17 protein-coding genes are annotated in these 16,167 nt (G+C 75.1%); 11 read left to right on the top strand and 6 right to left on the bottom strand.

The genetic code is table 11. From position 1 onward, the window contains the following. Window positions 1-47: 47 nt before the first annotated feature. On the bottom strand, window positions 48-617 hold the full coding sequence (locus ACFPBZ_RS01185; protein ID WP_378034146.1) for a hypothetical protein: 570 nt from the start codon (window positions 615-617) through the stop codon (window positions 48-50). A gap of 57 nt (window positions 618-674) precedes the next feature. Further along, window positions 675-1,211, bottom strand: coding sequence for a SigE family RNA polymerase sigma factor (locus tag ACFPBZ_RS01180; RefSeq protein WP_378034259.1), 537 nt, complete (start codon window positions 1,209-1,211; stop codon window positions 675-677). A 507-nt stretch (window positions 1,212-1,718) separates the two neighbouring features. Between ACFPBZ_RS01180 and fbaA the strand changes: the two genes are divergently transcribed. The 3 genes from fbaA to ACFPBZ_RS01165 are packed head-to-tail and all read left to right on the top strand — an operon-like array spanning window position 1,719 to window position 4,335. Next, entirely contained in the window at window positions 1,719-2,753 is a 1,035-nt protein-coding gene (gene fbaA, locus ACFPBZ_RS01175; RefSeq protein ID WP_378034145.1) for a class II fructose-bisphosphate aldolase, read from the top strand. Between the two features lie 51 nt (window positions 2,754-2,804). Beyond that, on the top strand, window positions 2,805-3,245 hold the full coding sequence (locus tag ACFPBZ_RS01170; protein WP_378034144.1) for a DUF3151 domain-containing protein: 441 nt from the start codon (window positions 2,805-2,807) through the stop codon (window positions 3,243-3,245). Between the two features lie 4 nt (window positions 3,246-3,249). Beyond that, entirely contained in the window at window positions 3,250-4,335 is a 1,086-nt protein-coding gene (locus ACFPBZ_RS01165) for an FUSC family protein (protein ID WP_378034143.1), read from the top strand. Window positions 4,336-4,356: 21 nt separating this feature from the next. On the opposite strand, the gene ACFPBZ_RS01160 is transcribed toward ACFPBZ_RS01165, so the two are convergent. Both ACFPBZ_RS01160 and ACFPBZ_RS01155 read right to left on the bottom strand, forming a co-directional pair. After that, the gene (locus ACFPBZ_RS01160; RefSeq protein ID WP_378034142.1) at window positions 4,357-4,593 is read right to left on the bottom strand and encodes a hypothetical protein; all 237 of its coding nucleotides are present in this window, start codon (window positions 4,591-4,593) and stop codon (window positions 4,357-4,359) included. 148 nt (window positions 4,594-4,741) lie between these two features. Further along, a complete protein-coding gene (locus ACFPBZ_RS01155) occupies window positions 4,742-5,449 on the bottom strand; it encodes a hypothetical protein (RefSeq protein WP_378034141.1) in 708 nt (235 codons plus the stop codon). A gap of 72 nt (window positions 5,450-5,521) precedes the next feature. On the opposite strand from ACFPBZ_RS01155, the gene ACFPBZ_RS01150 reads away from it, so the two are divergent. Next, on the top strand, window positions 5,522-6,811 hold the full coding sequence (locus ACFPBZ_RS01150) for an adenylosuccinate synthase (protein ID WP_378034140.1): 1,290 nt from the start codon (window positions 5,522-5,524) through the stop codon (window positions 6,809-6,811). Window positions 6,812-6,831: 20 nt separating this feature from the next. Next, window positions 6,832-7,119 (top strand): UBP-type zinc finger domain-containing protein, encoded by a 288-nt coding sequence (locus tag ACFPBZ_RS01145; protein WP_378034139.1) that lies wholly within the window; start codon window positions 6,832-6,834, stop codon window positions 7,117-7,119. A gap of 131 nt (window positions 7,120-7,250) precedes the next feature. Here the strand turns inward: ACFPBZ_RS01145 and ACFPBZ_RS01140 are convergent, their stop codons facing one another. Beyond that, complete coding sequence (locus ACFPBZ_RS01140; RefSeq protein ID WP_378034138.1) at window positions 7,251-8,396, bottom strand: glycerophosphodiester phosphodiesterase family protein; 1,146 nt, start codon at window positions 8,394-8,396, stop codon at window positions 7,251-7,253. Between the two features lie 98 nt (window positions 8,397-8,494). Here ACFPBZ_RS01140 and purD point away from each other — a divergent pair, with 98 nt between their 5' ends. The 5 genes from purD (at window position 8,495) to ACFPBZ_RS01115 (ending at window position 13,701) form a co-directional block, all read left to right on the top strand. Then, window positions 8,495-9,754: a phosphoribosylamine--glycine ligase gene (gene purD, locus ACFPBZ_RS01135; protein ID WP_378034137.1), complete on the top strand. Its 1,260-nt coding sequence runs from the start codon at window positions 8,495-8,497 to the stop codon at window positions 9,752-9,754. Between the two features lie 109 nt (window positions 9,755-9,863). Beyond that, complete coding sequence (locus ACFPBZ_RS01130; protein WP_378034136.1) at window positions 9,864-10,202, top strand: hypothetical protein; 339 nt, start codon at window positions 9,864-9,866, stop codon at window positions 10,200-10,202. Between the two features lie 6 nt (window positions 10,203-10,208). Further along, on the top strand, window positions 10,209-11,726 hold the full coding sequence (locus tag ACFPBZ_RS01125) for a transglycosylase SLT domain-containing protein (RefSeq protein WP_378034135.1): 1,518 nt from the start codon (window positions 10,209-10,211) through the stop codon (window positions 11,724-11,726). 16 nt (window positions 11,727-11,742) lie between these two features. Next, window positions 11,743-12,909, top strand: coding sequence for a pyridoxal phosphate-dependent aminotransferase (locus ACFPBZ_RS01120; protein WP_378034258.1), 1,167 nt, complete (start codon window positions 11,743-11,745; stop codon window positions 12,907-12,909). Window positions 12,910-12,930: 21 nt separating this feature from the next. Beyond that, on the top strand, window positions 12,931-13,701 hold the full coding sequence (locus ACFPBZ_RS01115; RefSeq protein WP_378034134.1) for a potassium channel family protein: 771 nt from the start codon (window positions 12,931-12,933) through the stop codon (window positions 13,699-13,701). 7 nt (window positions 13,702-13,708) lie between these two features. On the opposite strand, the gene ACFPBZ_RS01110 is transcribed toward ACFPBZ_RS01115, so the two are convergent. Beyond that, the gene (locus tag ACFPBZ_RS01110) at window positions 13,709-14,722 is read right to left on the bottom strand and encodes a threonine aldolase family protein (protein ID WP_378034133.1); all 1,014 of its coding nucleotides are present in this window, start codon (window positions 14,720-14,722) and stop codon (window positions 13,709-13,711) included. Window positions 14,723-14,740: 18 nt separating this feature from the next. Here ACFPBZ_RS01110 and purB point away from each other — a divergent pair, with 18 nt between their 5' ends. After that, complete coding sequence (gene purB, locus ACFPBZ_RS01105; RefSeq protein WP_378034132.1) at window positions 14,741-16,159, top strand: adenylosuccinate lyase; 1,419 nt, start codon at window positions 14,741-14,743, stop codon at window positions 16,157-16,159. Window positions 16,160-16,167 lie beyond the last annotated feature (8 nt).

Genomic DNA, 16,167 nt, shown 5'->3' with positions numbered 1-16,167 from the left:
GCCGGGTGTGGGCGTGCCGTGTGCGGCCACCCGCACGGGGTCGCGTGTCAGGCCGGGAGCAGCAGCGAGAGCACGGCGACCGCCGAGCCGACCGAGCCGCCGGCGAGCAGCGCGACGGCACCCCACCAGGCGACGGTCGCGGCGTCCCAGGCCCCCGGGCCCTCCGGGGCCGTCGCGGGGGGACCGGCCGGGCGGCCGCCCCCGGGCGGGGGACCGTAGGCGCCGGTGGGGACGCCGTCCGGTCCCGACGACGGCCCGGGGCGGCCCGGGGCGGGCAGGCGGGCGGCCGGCGGGTGGACCGGACGCGCACCGGGCGGGGGCGCCGCGGGTCCGCCGGAGCGGGGGGCGGGCACGTCGGAGCGGGGGATGCCCGGACGGGGGGTGTCGGTGTGCGTGCCCCGGAGCGGCGCCGGCTGCACCGTGGTCGGGGCGTCCGTGGTGTCGGGCGCCCGGCGGGCCCGCCCGAGCGGGCGGAAGCGGCGCCGCTTCGACGGGTCCTCCGCGTCGCCGGACGCCGGGGTCGCGGAGGGGTCGGCCGCGGGGGCCGGACGGGGCGTCGAGACGCCTCCGGCCGCGTGGGCCCGTAGCGCCTCGGACAGCAGCCGCTCGTCATCCATCGCGGGCGATCGTAGCCGGGGGCCGCCCGGACTCCGAGGCTCCTCCGGCCACACTCCTCAGGGAGTGCCGCCGACGATCTTGGAGATCGCGTCGAGCCCACGGCTGGCCGTGGACTTCACGGTGCCGCGGCTGATCCCGGTGGCGTCGGCGATCTCGGCCTCGGAGAGCCCGCCGTAGTAGCGCAGGACGAGCACCTCCCGCTGGCGGCGGGGCAGCTGACCCAGCGCCGACACCACGGCCTGGTGCTCCGCGGAGAGCATGGCGAGCGACTCGGCCGACCGCGCGTCCGCCGTGTGCGGCGGGGTGTACTCGCGGGCGGTGCGCCGACGGCGCAGGACCGACCGCGACCCGTTGACCACCGCCGTGCGCAGGTAGCCGAGGGCCGCGTTCTCGTCGCGCAGCCGCGACCAGTGGCGGTGCAGCCCGGTGAAGGCCTCCTGCACGACGTCCTCGGCGGTCGCCGGGTCGTCCACCAGCAGGATCGCGAGGCGTACGAACCGCATGCGGTGCTCGCGGTAGAGGTCCTCGAGGGTGCGCGGTCCGTCGGCCGGCGGGGGCGGGGCGGCGCCGTTCGGGAGGGCCCCGTCCGGCAGGGCCCCGTTCGGCAGGGCCCCGTTCGGCAGGGCCCCGTTCGGCGGAGCCCCGTTCGGGAGGGTGCCGTTCGCGCCGGACCGGCCGGCGCCGCCGACCTGGCCGTTCGGGGCGGGCCGGCCGGGCGGGGATCCGGCCGGGGGCCGCGAGGGCGGGAGGCGGGGGGACTCCGGGCGAGCGGGGGGAGCGGCGGGATGGACGACCGCGGCGTCCGCCCCGGTCATCGCGTCGAGCGCGCGCAGACTGCCCAGCGTGCGTTCGATCGCGCTCTCCATCGGCTCGACCACGCCCACGACGATAGACCAGCCCCCCGACACCGTTCCCCCGCGTCGGGGCCCGAAACGGGAGCGGGCTACCGGACACGACCGGGTCCCCGGAGGCGACCGCCGAACGGAGGAGATTCGCCACGTCCGCGGGTTCCTCGGGCGGGAGTACGGGGCGGCCGGGAGCGGGCATACTGCGGCCGCGGGCACGGCACCGCCACCGACAGCAACGCAGGGAGCCTCCTCATGCCGATCGCGACCCCCGAGGTCTACAACGAGATGATCGACCGGGCGAAGGCCAACCGCTTCGCCTATCCGGCCATCAACTGCACCTCGTCGGAGACGATCAACGCCGCGCTGCGCGGGTTCGCCGAGGCCGAGAGCGACGGCATCATCCAGTTCTCCACCGGCGGGTCGGAGTTCGGCTCCGGCCAGGCCGTCAAGGACATGGTGATCGGGGCGTCCGCGCTGGCCGAGTTCGCGCACGTCGTCGCGGAGAAGTACTCGATCAACGTCGCGCTGCACACCGACCACTGCCCCAAGGACAAGCTCGACGGCTTCGTCCGGCCCCTCCTCGCGATCTCCCAGGAGCGGGTGGACGCGGGCCGCAACCCGCTCTTCCAGTCCCACATGTGGGACGGATCCGCGGTGGAGCTGCACGAGAACCTGGAGATCGCCCAGGAGCTGCTCGAGAAGGCGGCGAAGGCGCGGATCATCCTGGAGATCGAGATCGGCGTGGTCGGCGGCGAGGAGGACGGCGTCGCCAACGACATCAACGACAAGCTCTACACCGCCCCCGGCGACTACGAGCACACCGTCGACGCCCTCGGGACCGGCGAGAAGGGCCGCTACCTGCTCGCGGCGACCTTCGGCAACGTGCACGGCGTCTACAAGCCGGGCAACGTCAAGCTCAAGCCGTCGGTGCTCAAGGAGGGCCAGGAGGTCGCGGCCCGCAAGCTCGGGCTCGGCAACGACGCCAAGCCCTTCGACCTCGTCTTCCACGGCGGCTCGGGCTCGTTGCTCGAGGAGATCCACGAGGCGCTCGACTACGGCGTCGTGAAGATGAACGTCGACACCGACACCCAGTACGCCTACACCCGCCCGGTCGCCGCGCACATGTTCACGAACTACGACGGCGTGCTCAAGGTCGACGGCGAGGTCGGCGACAAGAAGGCCTACGACCCGCGGTCCTGGGGCAAGGCCGCCGAGCAGGGCATGGCCGAGCGCGTCACGCACGCCTGCGAGAACCTGCGCTCCACCGGGCAGTCGCTCGCGAAGTAGCTCCGGCGGTGGCCGCGGCCACCGGTCCCGGAGGGTGGGACCATCGGGATCATGACGATCCCGACCGGTCCCTCCTCCGGGCACGGCCACAACCTGCTCGGTCCCCAGCCCACGCTCCTGCCCGCCGACCCCGGGCCCTTCGACCGGCTCGCCGCCGGGGAGGACCCCGCCGCCGTCGCGGCCGACCACCCCGCGTCGTCCGTGGCGTGGGCCGTGCTCGCGGAGCAGGCCCTCGAGTCCGGCGCGACGATCACCGCGTACGCGTACGCCCGCACCGGCTACCACCGCGGCCTCGACCAGCTCCGCCGCAACGGCTGGAAGGGCTTCGGCCCGGTGCCGTGGGAGCACGTCCCCAACCAGGGGTTCCTGCGCGCGGTGGCCGTGCTCGCGAAGGCCAGCGGCGCGATCGGCGAGGTCGACGAGGCCGCCCGGTGCCGCGACCTGCTCGACGACTGCGACCCGGCCGCCGCGCCCGCCCTCGGCGTCTCCTGAGCCGGTGACCGGGGCGGGAGGACGGCTCGCCCGCCTCTTCGACGTCCGTCGGCGCCGGTTGCGCGAGGCCGCGTGGCCGGTGGTCCAGTGCGCGCTCGCGGCCGGCGCCGCGTTCGCCCTCGCCCGCCACGTGCTCGGCCACGAACTGCCGTTCTTCGCCCCGATCGCGTGCGTGCTCGTCCTCGGCATCTCGCTGACCAACCGCCTCAAGCGCAGCGTCGAGCTGGCCGTGGGCGTCAGCGTCGGGGTGGGGGTCGGCGACGGCATCGTCCTGGTGATCGGCAGCGGCTGGTGGCAGATCGCCGTCGTCGTGGCGCTCGCGCTGTTCGTCGGGCTGCTCTTCGACGTCGGGGCGCTGCTGCTCAACCAGGCCGCCGTCTCGGCGGTGCTCGTGGCGACCCTGCAGCCGCCCGGCTCGTCCGCGGCGTTCTCCCGCTGGATCGACACGCTCGTCGGGGCGGCGCTCGGGCTGCTCGTGGCCGCGGTGCTGCCGTCGAACCCCCTCACAGCGGCCCGCCGCACCGTCGAGACGCTCCTGCGGGAGCTCGCCGACGCCCTGAGCGGCGCCGCCGAGTCGCTCGAGTCGGCCGACCCGGCCACCGGGCAGCGCGTGCTCGAGCGCATCCGCACGAGCCAGCGCGCGGTCGACGCCTTCGACACCGCGGTCGACGCCGGCTACGAGATCACTGTGATCGCACCCGGCCGGCGACGGCACCGGGGCGAGCTCTCCCGCCTGCGCGCAGCGACCGGTCCGCTCGACCTCGCGGTCCGCAACGCCCGGGTGCTGGTGCGCCGGGCGGTGTCGGCCGAGACCGACGGCGAACAGGTCGCGCCGTCGGTGGTCCCCGTCCTGCGCGCCCTGGCCGACGCGGTCGGACTGCTGCGGGTCGACCTGTCGGGCGGCCACCGGCTCGACGCGGCCGAACTGGCGGTGCTCGACGTCGCGGCGCGGATCCCGCGCTCGGGCGGCGGGTTCTCGGCCGGCGTCGTGGTCGCCCAGCTCCGCTCGATCGTCACCGACCTGCTGTGTGCCACCGGGATGGACCGGGACGAGGCCCGGGCGGCGGCGTCGGCGACCCGACGGGACTGACGGCGGATCCGACGATCGGGGCTACGAGGCGCGGGGCAGCGGGATCGGCTCGACGCTGACCCGGGCCGGCGTGACGTCGACGACCAGCGGCTCGGGCACGGCCCGGAGGTGACGCTGTGCGACCGGCGCGGACTCGAGGCGTAGCGGGGTGCGCAGCGGGCGGCGACGGGACGGCACGTCGAGCACGCGGGACTCGAAACGCTCCATGAGCACGGTCGCGATGAGGAGGAGCACGGGGATCAGGATCGCGACCAGCATGAACAGGCCATACCCCGGGGCGCGGCCCGTCGAACCACCAACGTGTGAGTTCGCTCCGTTCGTCGTACCGCCGCTACGACGAGTGCGGCACTGCACACGTGCACTCGGCACGGACGACGTCTGGCGTTCTTCGTGCGTTCACCGACGGTCACCGCACGAGGTGCCAGTCCTCGGTGTGCCGGTACCAGCTCCGGCGCTCCAGGGGACGCGGGTCGGGCACCCCGTCGCGGGACGCGGCGGCGGGTCGGCACCCCAGGGTCGCGGCCCGGCCGTGGCGGGTCCGCTCGGTCGGCCGTCGCAGCAGTCGCCGCGGGCCGAGCAGGGTCACGGTGACCCCGCCGCCGCCGGGGCCGACGTCGGTGCGCGCGGCGTGATCGGGGTCGGGGCGCACGACGAGACCGGTCGCCTCGCCGCGGACGAGCTCGTGCTCGTCGCAGTAGGCCACCCCGGAGAACGCCTCGACCCGGTGCACGCCCGCCACCACCCCGCCCCGGTCGTCGCGGATCAGGGGGGCCGGCGACGGGGTGCCGGACGCGGCGAGCTCGAGCGCGGCCTCCGGCGTCGTCGGGATCCCCCAGACCGCCGCGGCCTCCGACGACGCCGGAGGCAGGAACGCGACGGGCAGGTCGAGCCGCTCGGTGCGCAGCAGGCGCACGAGGACGGCGGCGAGGTCGGCGTCGGTGCCCGCGACGACGAGGCGGGCGGCGTCGTGGAGGAGGGGGTCGACGTCGGCGCGCGACGGGGTGCCCGCCAGCGGCACCACGGTCGTCGTCGGGAAGTGTTCCGCCCAGGCGTGGAAGGCGTCGCCGCAGGTCAGCACCACGGACCCCGCCGGGGGTGCGTCACGAGTGGACACGGCCGACTACCCTTCCGGTGCACGGGCCGAGCCGTGCGTGATCGTTGCACCGCGAGACCCAGGGAGTGTCACATGCCCGCGATCGTCCTCATCGGCGCCCAGTGGGGTGACGAGGGCAAGGGCAAGGCGACGGACATCCTCGGCGGCGAGGTCGACTGGGTGGTCCGCTACCAGGGCGGCAACAACGCCGGCCACACGGTGGTGCTGCCCGACGGCCAGAACTTCGCCCTGCACCTGATCCCGAGCGGGATCCTGACGCCGGGCGTCACCAACGTCATCGGCAACGGCGTGGTGGTGGACCCGGGGGTGCTGCTCGAGGAGCTCGCCGGCCTGGAGGGCAAGGGCGTGGACACCAGCCGCCTGCTGATCTCCGCCGACGCGCACTTGATCATGCCGTACCACGTGGCCATGGACAAGGTGACCGAGCGGTTCCTGGGCAAGTCCAAGATCGGCACGACGGGGCGCGGGATCGGCCCGGCCTACCAGGACAAGGTGGCCCGCGTCGGCGTGCGCGTGCAGGACCTGTTCGACGAGAAGATCCTCCGCCAGAAGGTCGAGGCCGCGCTCGACCTGAAGAACCAGGTGCTGGTCAAGGTCTACAACCGGCGCGCGCTCGACCCCGACGAGGTCGCCGACCAGGTGCTCGCCCAGTCCGAGGGCTTCGCCCACCGCATCGCCGACACCCGCCTCGCGCTCAACCAGGCCCTCGAGCGTGGCGAGACGGTGCTGCTGGAGGGCTCGCAGGGGACGTTGCTCGACGTCGACCACGGCACCTACCCGTACGTGACGTCGTCGAGCCCCACCGCGGGCGGCGCGTCGGCCGGCTCCGGCATCGGCCCCACGCGCATCGACCGCGTCATCGGGATCCTCAAGGCCTACACGACGCGCGTCGGCTCGGGCCCGTTCCCCACCGAGCTGCTCGACGACGACGGCGAGTACCTCCGCAAGCAGGGCGGGGAGGTCGGCGTGACCACCGGCCGCAACCGCCGCTGCGGCTGGTTCGACGCCGTCATCGCCCGCTACGCCACCCGCGTCAACGGCCTGACCGACATCTTCCTGACGAAGCTGGACGTCCTGTCGAGCCTGCCCGAGGTCCCGATCTGCGTGGCGTACGAGATCGACGGCAAGCGGGTCGACGACATGCCGATGACGCAGTCCGACCTGCACCACGCCGTCCCGGTCTACGAGCGGATGCCCGGGTGGATCGAGGACCTCTCGGCGTGCCGGACCTTCGAGGACCTGCCGCAGGCGGCGCGCGACTACGTCGAGCGCATCGAGGAGCTCTCGCTCTCCCCGGTCTCGGCCATCGGCGTGGGCCCGGGGCGCGACGCGACCATCACGCGACGCTCGTCGGTGGTGTGAGGCTCACGTAACCTGTTCGGGTGGGCGCCTGTGAACACCTCATCGCATCCAAGGACGCCGACCCGCCCGTGCCGCAGGCCGACCGGAGCGAGCCGGGGCTGATCTGCCCCGACTGCCGGGAGTCGGGCTACGAGGTCTGGGCGCACCTGCGGATGTGCCTCACGTGCGGGCACGTCGCGTGCTGCGACTCGAGCCCGTACCGGCACGCCTCGACGCACTTCCAGGAGACCGGGCACCCGGTCATGCAGTCGTTCGAGCCGGGCGAGTCGTGGCGTTGGTGCTATCTGGACCGTCGTCTGCTGCCCTAGTGGGCCGGGCGTCCATGATCAGTGGGACGACGAGGATTCGGACGCCGAGCGTCCGGATCCTCGTCGGGGTGACGATCGTGCAGGTCGCGCCCCGGTCCTGACCTCGTCGTCGGGCGGGCCCGCACGAGGCGCTAGCCGAACGCGGCGATCGCGGTGTCCGGGCAGTCGCTGAACAGCCCCTCGATCCCGAGCGCCCGGTACTGCGCGTACTCGCCGAACGCGTCCCCGTAGGTCGACCTCGGCGCGGCCGGTCCCCCGCGCTGCAGGGCCGGCGGGAGGAACTCGTTCTCGTTGCGGAACGTGTACGGCATCGTCCTCAGGCCGGCCGCGCGGGCGTCCCCGGCGAGGGTGGTGGGCGCCCCGGCCGGCGGGATCACCCGCTCCTTCGACGGGCCGATCCACGTGGCGTAGGTGGCGACCTCCTGCAGCCCGGTCGCGGTGACGAGGTCGTCGTAGGTGCGCCGGTCGCCCGCCGCGACGAAGTCGGCCGGGGCCTTCGGGACCGAGTCGATGAGTTGCAACAGGGGGCAGCCGACCTGGGTCTTCAGCGCCCGCAGGTTCGCCACCTCGAAGGACTGGATGATCACGTTCGAGTCCGGCTTGTCGCGGCCGCGGCGGCGCAGGATCTCGACGAGCGCCGGCTCGATCGGCAGCCCGACCGAGGCGTGCCAGGTGGAGTGCTTGACCTCGGGGAGGACGCCCACCGGCCGCCCGAGCTCCCGGCCGAGGTCGTCGAGCAGGTCGAGCACCTCGTCGAACGTGAGCAGCGGGTCGCGGCGGTCGTAGAGGGTGTTGTGCGGGCGGGTGGCCGGGATGCGCTCGATCGCGCGGAGCGTCTTCAGCTCGGCGAGGGTGAAGTCGCTGGTGAACCAGCCGTCGGTGGAGGTCCCGTCGATGACCTTCGTGGTGCGTCGCGCGGCGAACTCCGGGCGGGACGCCACGTCGGTGGTGCCGCCGATCTCCGGCTCGTGGCGGGCCACCAGCGCGCCGTCGCGCGTGGCGCACAGGTCGACGTCGACCGCGTCGGCCCCCATCCGCGCCGCCAGCGAGTAGGCCGAGGCGGTGTGCTCCGGGCGGTACCCCGACGCCCCGCGATGCCCGACGATCATCACGGACCCGCGCCCCGGTGCAGGCTGGGTCGGCGCGGGGGCGGCGGCCGGGGAGGGCGTGGCCCCGGCGGTCGGAGCGGCGGCCGGGGCCCCGTCCGAGCAGGCGGCGAGCCCGGCGGCGGCGAGGCCCCCGGCGGTGACGATGGCGGCCCGTCGCGTGAGGTCCATGCGCGCGATGGTTTCCCGACGACGGCCGTGGTCGCCACCCGGGTCGGGTGAACAGTCCGTTCGGGGCCCCGTCGGCGCGGCCCGTAGGGTCTCGCGGCGTGCGAGTCCTGGTCATCGGGTCCGGAGCCCGCGAACACGCCCTGCTGCTCTCCCTCGCCGCCGACCCGGCGGTGACGGCGCTCGCCGCCGCGCCCGGCAACGCCGGGACCGCGACCGTCGCCGAGCACCCGGGCCTCGCCGAACCCTCGTCGGGACCGGCGGTGGTGGACCTCGCGCGGCGCTGGCGGGCCGACCTCGTCGTCGTCGGGCCGGAGGCGCCGCTGGTGGCCGGGGTGGGCGACGCCCTGCGCGAGGCCGGCATCCCGTGCTTCGGGCCCTCGGCGGCCGCCGCGCGCATCGAGGGGTCGAAGGCGTTCGCGAAGGACGTGATGACCGCGGCCGGGGTGCCGACCGCCCATGCCGAGGTGGTCGACACCCCCGCCCGGCTCGACGCGGTGCTGGAGCGCTTCGGTCCGCCCTGGGTGGTCAAGGACGACGGGCTGGCCGCCGGCAAGGGCGTGCTCGTGACCGCCGAGTACGACGACGCCCGCGCCCACGCGATGGCGCTGCTCGAGGCGGGGCACCCGGTGCTGTTCGAGTCGTTCCTCGACGGCCCCGAGGTGTCGCTGTTCTGCTGCGTCGACGGCACCGACGTGGTGGCGCTGCTGCCCGCACAGGACGCGAAGCGCCTCGGCGACGGCGACGCCGGCCCGAACACCGGCGGCATGGGCGCCTACGCCCCGCTGCCGTGGGCGCCCGAGGGGCTGGTCGACGACGTCGTCGCGCGGATCGTCCGGCCGGTCGCGGCCGAGATGGCGCGGCGGGGCACCCCGTTCTCCGGGCTGCTCTACGCGGGCCTCGCCCTGACCTCGTCGGGCCCGCAGGTGATCGAGTTCAATGCCCGGTTCGGCGACCCCGAGACCCAGGTGGTGCTCGCGCTGCTGCGCTCGTCGCTCTCCTCGCTCTTGCTGGCGACCGCGACGGGCCGGCTCGGCGCCGAGCCCGCCCCGCAGTGGAGCGACGGCTACGCGGTGACCGTGGTGGTGGCCGCCGAGGGCTACCCCGGGCGCATCCGCACCGGCGAGACCATCACCGGGGCCGACGGCGACGGGGTGCTGCACGCGGGGACGCGGCGCCGCGACGACGGGGCGGTCGTGTCGTCGGGGGGCCGGGTGCTGTCGGTGGTCGGGACCGGGGCGACCCTCGAGGAGGCCCGGACCGACGCCTACCGCCGGGTCGACGCGGTGCACCTCCCGGCCGGGCACGCGCGCACCGACATCGCGCTCGCGGCCGTCGAGGGTCGGATCGCCGTCCCCTGAGTGTCCACAGTGCGGCCATGCTGACACTGGACGTCAGGATCGGACCATGTACGACCTGACTTGCGCGGATCGGGCCCCACACCCGCGAGCCGCGACCTAATCTCGCGCCATGCCCGACGTCGTCTACGGCACCGCCGCCATCGAGCAGGCGCGTGTGGAGGTGGCCACCCACGCCCGCCGGCTCCCCGCCCTCGCCGAGCTGCTCGGCCCGGCCGGCGGGACGTCCGGGGCGGGCGGCCTGAGCGCCGCCGGCCTGCTGACCGGCGCGCTGGCCGACCTGCGCGCCGCGCTGGAGACCGAGCTGGCCGCGGGCGGCGCCCGGCTCGAGGAGACCGACCGGGCGCTCGACGCCACCCTGCGCTCGATGCAGACGGCCGACGCCGACGCGGCCGGCTCGCTGCCGTCCGCCGTCGCAGGGGCGTCGCGGGGCTTCGCCGCGCTGGGGTGAGGTGGGGTGGCGGGCTGGGGGTACGACGTCGTGGGCGCGCTCGACGCCACACCGGGCACCGAGGCGCTGCGGGCCGTCGCGGCCCGGGTCGAGCAGGTCGACGCGACGGCGCTCGCCGACCTCGGCCGACGCTTCGCGTCCCTGGCCGACGGGATGGACGACTCGGTGCGGGCGGTCGGGCGCCGCGGCGACTCGGTGGCCCAGGCGTGGCAGGGCCCCGGCGCCGACGCCTTCGCCCGCTACACCGCCGACTTCGCCCGGGCGGGCTCCGGCACCGGTGCCGCCACGCGCCAGGCCCAGCGCGAGCTCGCCGCGCTCGGGCGCACCCTGCAGACGCTGCACGAGGAGGTCGCCGTGCACGTCTCCGACGCGCTCGACCTGGCGGGCACGCGAACCGACGCCGCGGAGGTCCGGGCCGCGGTCGCGGGGCCGACCGCCCGGGCCGAGGCGGCGCTGGAGCGCGCTGAGCAGGAGGTCGCCGACTCCGCCCGCCGGCTGCGCGGCCTCACCTCCGGGATGTCCGGCTTCTCGCGGCTGCGCTCGCCCGACTCCGGGGCGTCCCCCGGGGTGTCCGCGCGATGGTCCGACCGGCAGGGCGCCACGATCGGCGCCGACGACCCCGTGCAGGCGGCGCGGATCGTCGACGGCTCCGACTCCGGGTCGGCGGACGGAACAGACCGTCCCGACGACGATGCGGGGCGGGAGAGCGGGTCGGGTGGCGGCCAGGAGGAGGCGACCGACCAGGACGACGGCGCGGGGCGGGACAGCGGGTCCGGCGGCGTGCAGGACGAGGCGACGGGGCAGGACGACGGCACGGGTCAGGACGACCGGGCCGAGCGGGGGTCGCGGGCCGACGCGTCCGACCCGGGCAACGAGGGCCGGTACGACACCGGCGACCCGGGCTCGACAAGTGGCGACGGGGCGGACCCGTCCCAGGACAGCAGCTCGGACGACAGCTCTGACGAAGGCCGGGAGGACGAGCCGGACGCCGACGACGACTCCTCGGCCTCCGCCGACGATGGCAAGGCCGACGAGGGCAAGGCCGACGAGGGCAAGGCCGACGACGACTCCGCCGGCAAGGACACCGACGACACCGCCGCCGACGAGCCCGCCAACGGCACCGCACCGTCGTCGGGAACGGCCCAGGGACCCGGCGGCGGCCCGCCCGGCCAGGTCGGCGACTGGATCCGCGAGGCCACCGCGATCCTCGCCGAGAACGGGGTCGACCCGGGCGACATGGACCCCGACGACATCGCGACGATCATCGAGCACGAGTCGGGCGGAGACCCGGACGCGGTGAACGACTGGGACTCCAACGCCGACAGGGGCACCCCGTCGAAGGGGCTGATGCAGACGATCGGGCCCACCTTCGAGGCGAACAAGCTCCCGGGGCACGACTCCATCACCGACCCGGTCGACAACATCATCGCCGCGGTCCGCTACGCCGTGAAGCGCTACGGCAGCGTGTCGGACGTGCCGGGGGTCGAGGCGGTGGCGCGCGGCGACTCCTACGTCGGGTACTGATAGTCCGGTGACCACGATGCGCCGCCCGTCCGCCCGGGCCCAGGTCCCGCCGTTCCACGTGATGGACGTCTGGGCGGCGGCCGGGGAGCGGGCCCGCACCCACGGCGACCTGGTCAACCTCTCGGCGGGCCAGCCGTCCACGCCCGCGCCGGTGGACGTCCGGCAGGCCGCGACCACGGCCCTCGACGAGCTGGTCCTCGGCTACTCGGGCGCGCTGGGCATCCCCGAGCTGCGCGAGGCGATCGCGGGCCACCACCGCCGCCGCTACGGCGACGACACGGTGACCGCCGACGACGTCGTCGTCACCACCGGCGGCTCGGGCGGGTTCCTGCTGAGCTTCCTCGCGGCGTTCGACGCGGGCGACACGGTCGTCCTCGCCCGGCCCGGCTACCCCTGCTACCGCAACATCCTGACGAGCCTGGGCTGCCGCGTCGTCGAGCTGGCGTGCGGGCCGGAGACCCGGTTCCAGCCGAGCGTCGCCATGCTCGAGGAGCTCGACGAGGCCCCGGCCGGGCTGATCGTCGCGAGCCCGGCGAACCCCACCGGCAGCGTCATCGAGCCCGACGAGCTCGCGGCCCTGGCGCGCTGGTGCGACGAGCACGGGACGCAGCTGATCAGCGACGAGATCTACCACGGCATCGAGTACGAGACCGGCCCCGCGACGGCGTCTGCCTGGAGCACGAGCCACGAGGCGGTCGTCGTCACGAGCTTCTCCAAGTACTGGTCGATGACCGGCTGGCGGCTGGGCTGGCTCCTGGTGCCCGAGCGGCTGCGCCGCGCCGTCGACGTCGTCTCCGGCAACTTCACGGTGTGCGCGCCGGTGCCGGCCCAGGTCGCGGCCCTCGCCGCGTTCACCGACGCGAGCTACGCCGAGGCCGACGCGCACGTCGGGCGGTACGCGATCAACCGGCAGCTGCTGCTCGAGGGCCTGCCGCGCATCGGGCTGACGCGCCTCGCGCCGGCCGACGGGGCGTTCTACGTCTACGCCGACGTCTCCCACCTCACCGACGACACCCTCGCGTTCGGGCAGCGGATGCTCGCCGAGACCGGAGTCGCCGTGGCACCCGGGATCGACTTCGACCCGATCGACGGCCACACCTGGATCCGGCTCTCCTTCGCCGGCGCCACCGACGACGTCCGCGAGGCCCTCACCCGTCTCGGGCGCTGGTTCCCCACGGTCTAGCAGGGGCTCTACGCTGCGCCGATGGAGGAGGAGGACGAGCCCCGCGTCGCGGCCTGGGAACGGCGCACCGACGTGCCGCTGACCATCGTCGGGCTCGTCTACCTCGCGGTCTACGCGGTGCAGGTGCTCGCCTTCCGGGGCGGCGACCCGGCGTGGTTCGCGCTCGACGTCGTGCTCTGGGCGACGTGGGTGGTGTTCATCGCGGACTTCGTCGCGCGCCTGGTGCTGGCGCGGCGCAAGTGGCGCTTCGTCGGGCGGCACCCGTTCGACGTGATCGTCGTGCTGGCCCCGTTCTTCCGCTTCCTGCGGCTGCTGCGCCTCGTCACGGTCGTGTCGTCGCTGGCGCGGGTGCTGCGTGACGACTTCCGGGGGCGGGTGGCGAGCTATCTGCTCGTCTCGACGTCGCTGATCGGCTTCGTCGCGGCGCTCGCGGTCTACGAGGTGGAGCGCGACGCTCCCGAGGCGTCGATCACCAGCTTCGGCGAGGCGACGTGGTGGGTCCTCACGACGATCACCACGGTCGGCTACGGCGACCGCTACCCGGTGACCACCGAGGGCCGCTTCGTCGCCGCCGGCCTCATGCTCGGCGGGATCGCGATCGTCGGCACGGTCACCGCGGCGATCGCCACCTGGTTCCTCGAGCAGGTCGGGGCGCGCGACCTGTCCGAGGCCCTGCACCCCGACGAGCCGTCGGAGACCGCCCAGCTGCTCGAGGAGGTCCGCGCGTTGCGGGCGCGGCTCGACCAGCTCGAGGGCGACCGGGCGATGAGCCCGGACCGGGCGGTCCCCTGACGGGGCCTCAGGCCGGCACGGGCAGCGCCGCCGTGCGCTCCAGCACCGCCTCGACGTCGGCCCGCGACAGGTCGCGGTGGGTCACGAACCGCACGCCCGGCCCGAACGGCACGGCCCGCACGCCCGCGTCGGCGAGCCCGGACAGCACGGAGCCGGGATCGGACGTGGCCACCAGGACGATGTTGGTGTCCGGGGTCGTCACCGGCCAGCCGCGCGCCCGCAGGCCGTCCGCGAGCAGCCGGGCGTGCTCGTGGTCGGCCGCCAGTCCCGGCATCTGGTCGAGCGCGACGAGCCCGGCCGCCCCCAGCACGCCGCCCTGCCGGATGCCGCCGCCGAGCATCTTGCGCAGCCGCCAGGCCTCGTCGACGAACGCCGCCGACCCGGCCACCACCGAGCCCATCGGCGCGCCGAGCCCCTTCGAGAGGCAGACGCTGACCGTGTCGACGCCCTCGACCAGCACCGACGGCTCCACGTCGAGCGCCACCGCCGCGTGCCAGAGCCGGGCCCCGTCGAGGTGCACCGCGAGCCCGGCGCCCCGCGCCGCCGCGACGAGCTCCCGGTGCTCGGCCGCCGGGGTCACCGCGCCGCCCGCGGAGTTGTGGGTGTTCTCCAGGCACAGCAGCGCGGTGCGCAACCCGAAGTAGGGGCCCTGCGTGCCCGCCGCCGCCGCCACGTCCTGCGGCGTCGGCCGCCCGGGACCGCCGGAGTGGGCGAGCGGGGAGGGGAGCCCGCCCGCGAGCCAGGCGGCGGTGCCGAGCTCGGCCTCGAGGACGTGGGCGCCGACGGGGGCGAGGAAGCGGTCGCCGCGGCGCAGGTGGTGCATCAGCGCGATCGCGTTGGCCATGCAGCCGGTCGGCGTCCACAGCGCGGCCTCGACGCCGAGGAGGTCGGCCACGCGGCGCTGGAGCGCGGCGAGGGTGGGGTCGCCGTCGAGGACGTCGTCGCCGACCTCCGCGGTGGCCATCGCGTGGCGCATGGCGTCGGAGGGACGGGTCACGGTGTCGGAACGCAGATCGAGCACGCCCCTATCGTGGTCGCTGTGATCCCGAACGTGCTCGCCGCCCGGTACGCCTCGCCCGCGCTGCGCGACCTGTGGTCGCCCGAGTACAAGGTCACCGCGGAGCGCGAGCTGTGGCTGGCGGTGCTCACCGCGCAGCGCGACCTGGGGATCGACGTGCCCGACGGCGTCCTCGAGGACTACCGGCGCGTGCTCGGCACCGTCGATCTCGACTCCATCGCCGAGCGCGAGCGCCGCACCCGCCACGACGTGAAGGCCCGCATCGAGGAGTTCGACGACCTCGCGGGCCACCAGCACGTGCACAAGGGCATGACGAGCCGCGACCTCACCGAGAACGTCGAGCAGCTGCAGATCCGCGACTCCCTGCGCCTCGTCGCCGACAAGACGGTCGCGGTGCTCGCCCGCCTCGCCCGCCGGGCGGGCGAGTACTCCGACCTCGTCATGGCCGGGCGCAGCCACAACGTCGCCGCGCAGGCCACCACGCTGGGCAAGCGGTTCGCCTCCGCCGCCGACGAGACCCTGGTCGCCTACCGTCGGCTCACCGAGCTGGTCGAGCGCTACCCGCTGCGCGGCATCAAGGGCCCGGTGGGCACCGCGCAGGACATGCTCGGCCTGCTCGACGGCGACGCCGGCAAGCTCGCCGACCTCGAGCAGCGCGTGGCCGCCCACCTCGGCTTCTCCGAGGTGCTCACCAGCGTCGGCCAGGTCTACCCGCGCTCGCTCGACCACGACGTGCTCTCCGCCCTGGTCCAGCTCGCCGCGGGCCCGTCCTCGCTGGCCACGACGATCCGGCTGATGGCGGGCCAGGAGCTCGTCACCGAGGGGTTCCAGGCCGGGCAGGTCGGCTCGTCGGCGATGCCGCACAAGATGAACACCCGGTCCTGCGAGCGGGTCAACGGCTTCGCGATCGTGCTGCGCGGCAACGCGTCGATGGTCGCCGAGCTCGCCGGGCACCAGTGGAACGAGGGCGACGTCAGCGACTCCGTGGTCCGCCGGGTCGCCCTGCCCGACGCCTTCTTCGCGATCGACGGCCTGCTCGAGACGTTCCTGACCGTCCTCGACGAGTTCGGCGCCTACCCGGCGGTCGTCGCCCGCGAGCTCGACCGCTACCTGCCCTTCCTCGCGACGACGGCCGTGCTCATGGCCGCCGTCCGCGCCGGGGTCGGGCGCGAGACCGGCCACGAGATCGTCGCCGGGCACGCCCGGGCGGTCGCCCTCGACATGCGCGAGAAGGGCGCCGAGGGCAACGACCTGCTCGCCCGCCTGGCCGCCGACTCGCGGCTCGGGGTGAGCGAGGGCGAGCTCGCGACCGCGGTGGCCGACCCGTCGGCGTTCGTCGGGGCCGCCGGGGCGCAGGTCGCGGCGGTCGTCGGGAAGGTCGAGGAGATCGCCGGGGCGCACCCCGAGGCGGCGGCGTACGCACCCGGCAGCATCCTCTAGCCTCGCCG

Source organism: Actinomycetospora atypica (assembly GCF_042653685.1).
Taxonomy (GTDB): Bacteria; Actinomycetota; Actinomycetes; order Mycobacteriales; family Pseudonocardiaceae; genus Actinomycetospora; species Actinomycetospora atypica.
This window is presented reverse-complemented; position numbering and strand designations above follow the sequence as displayed.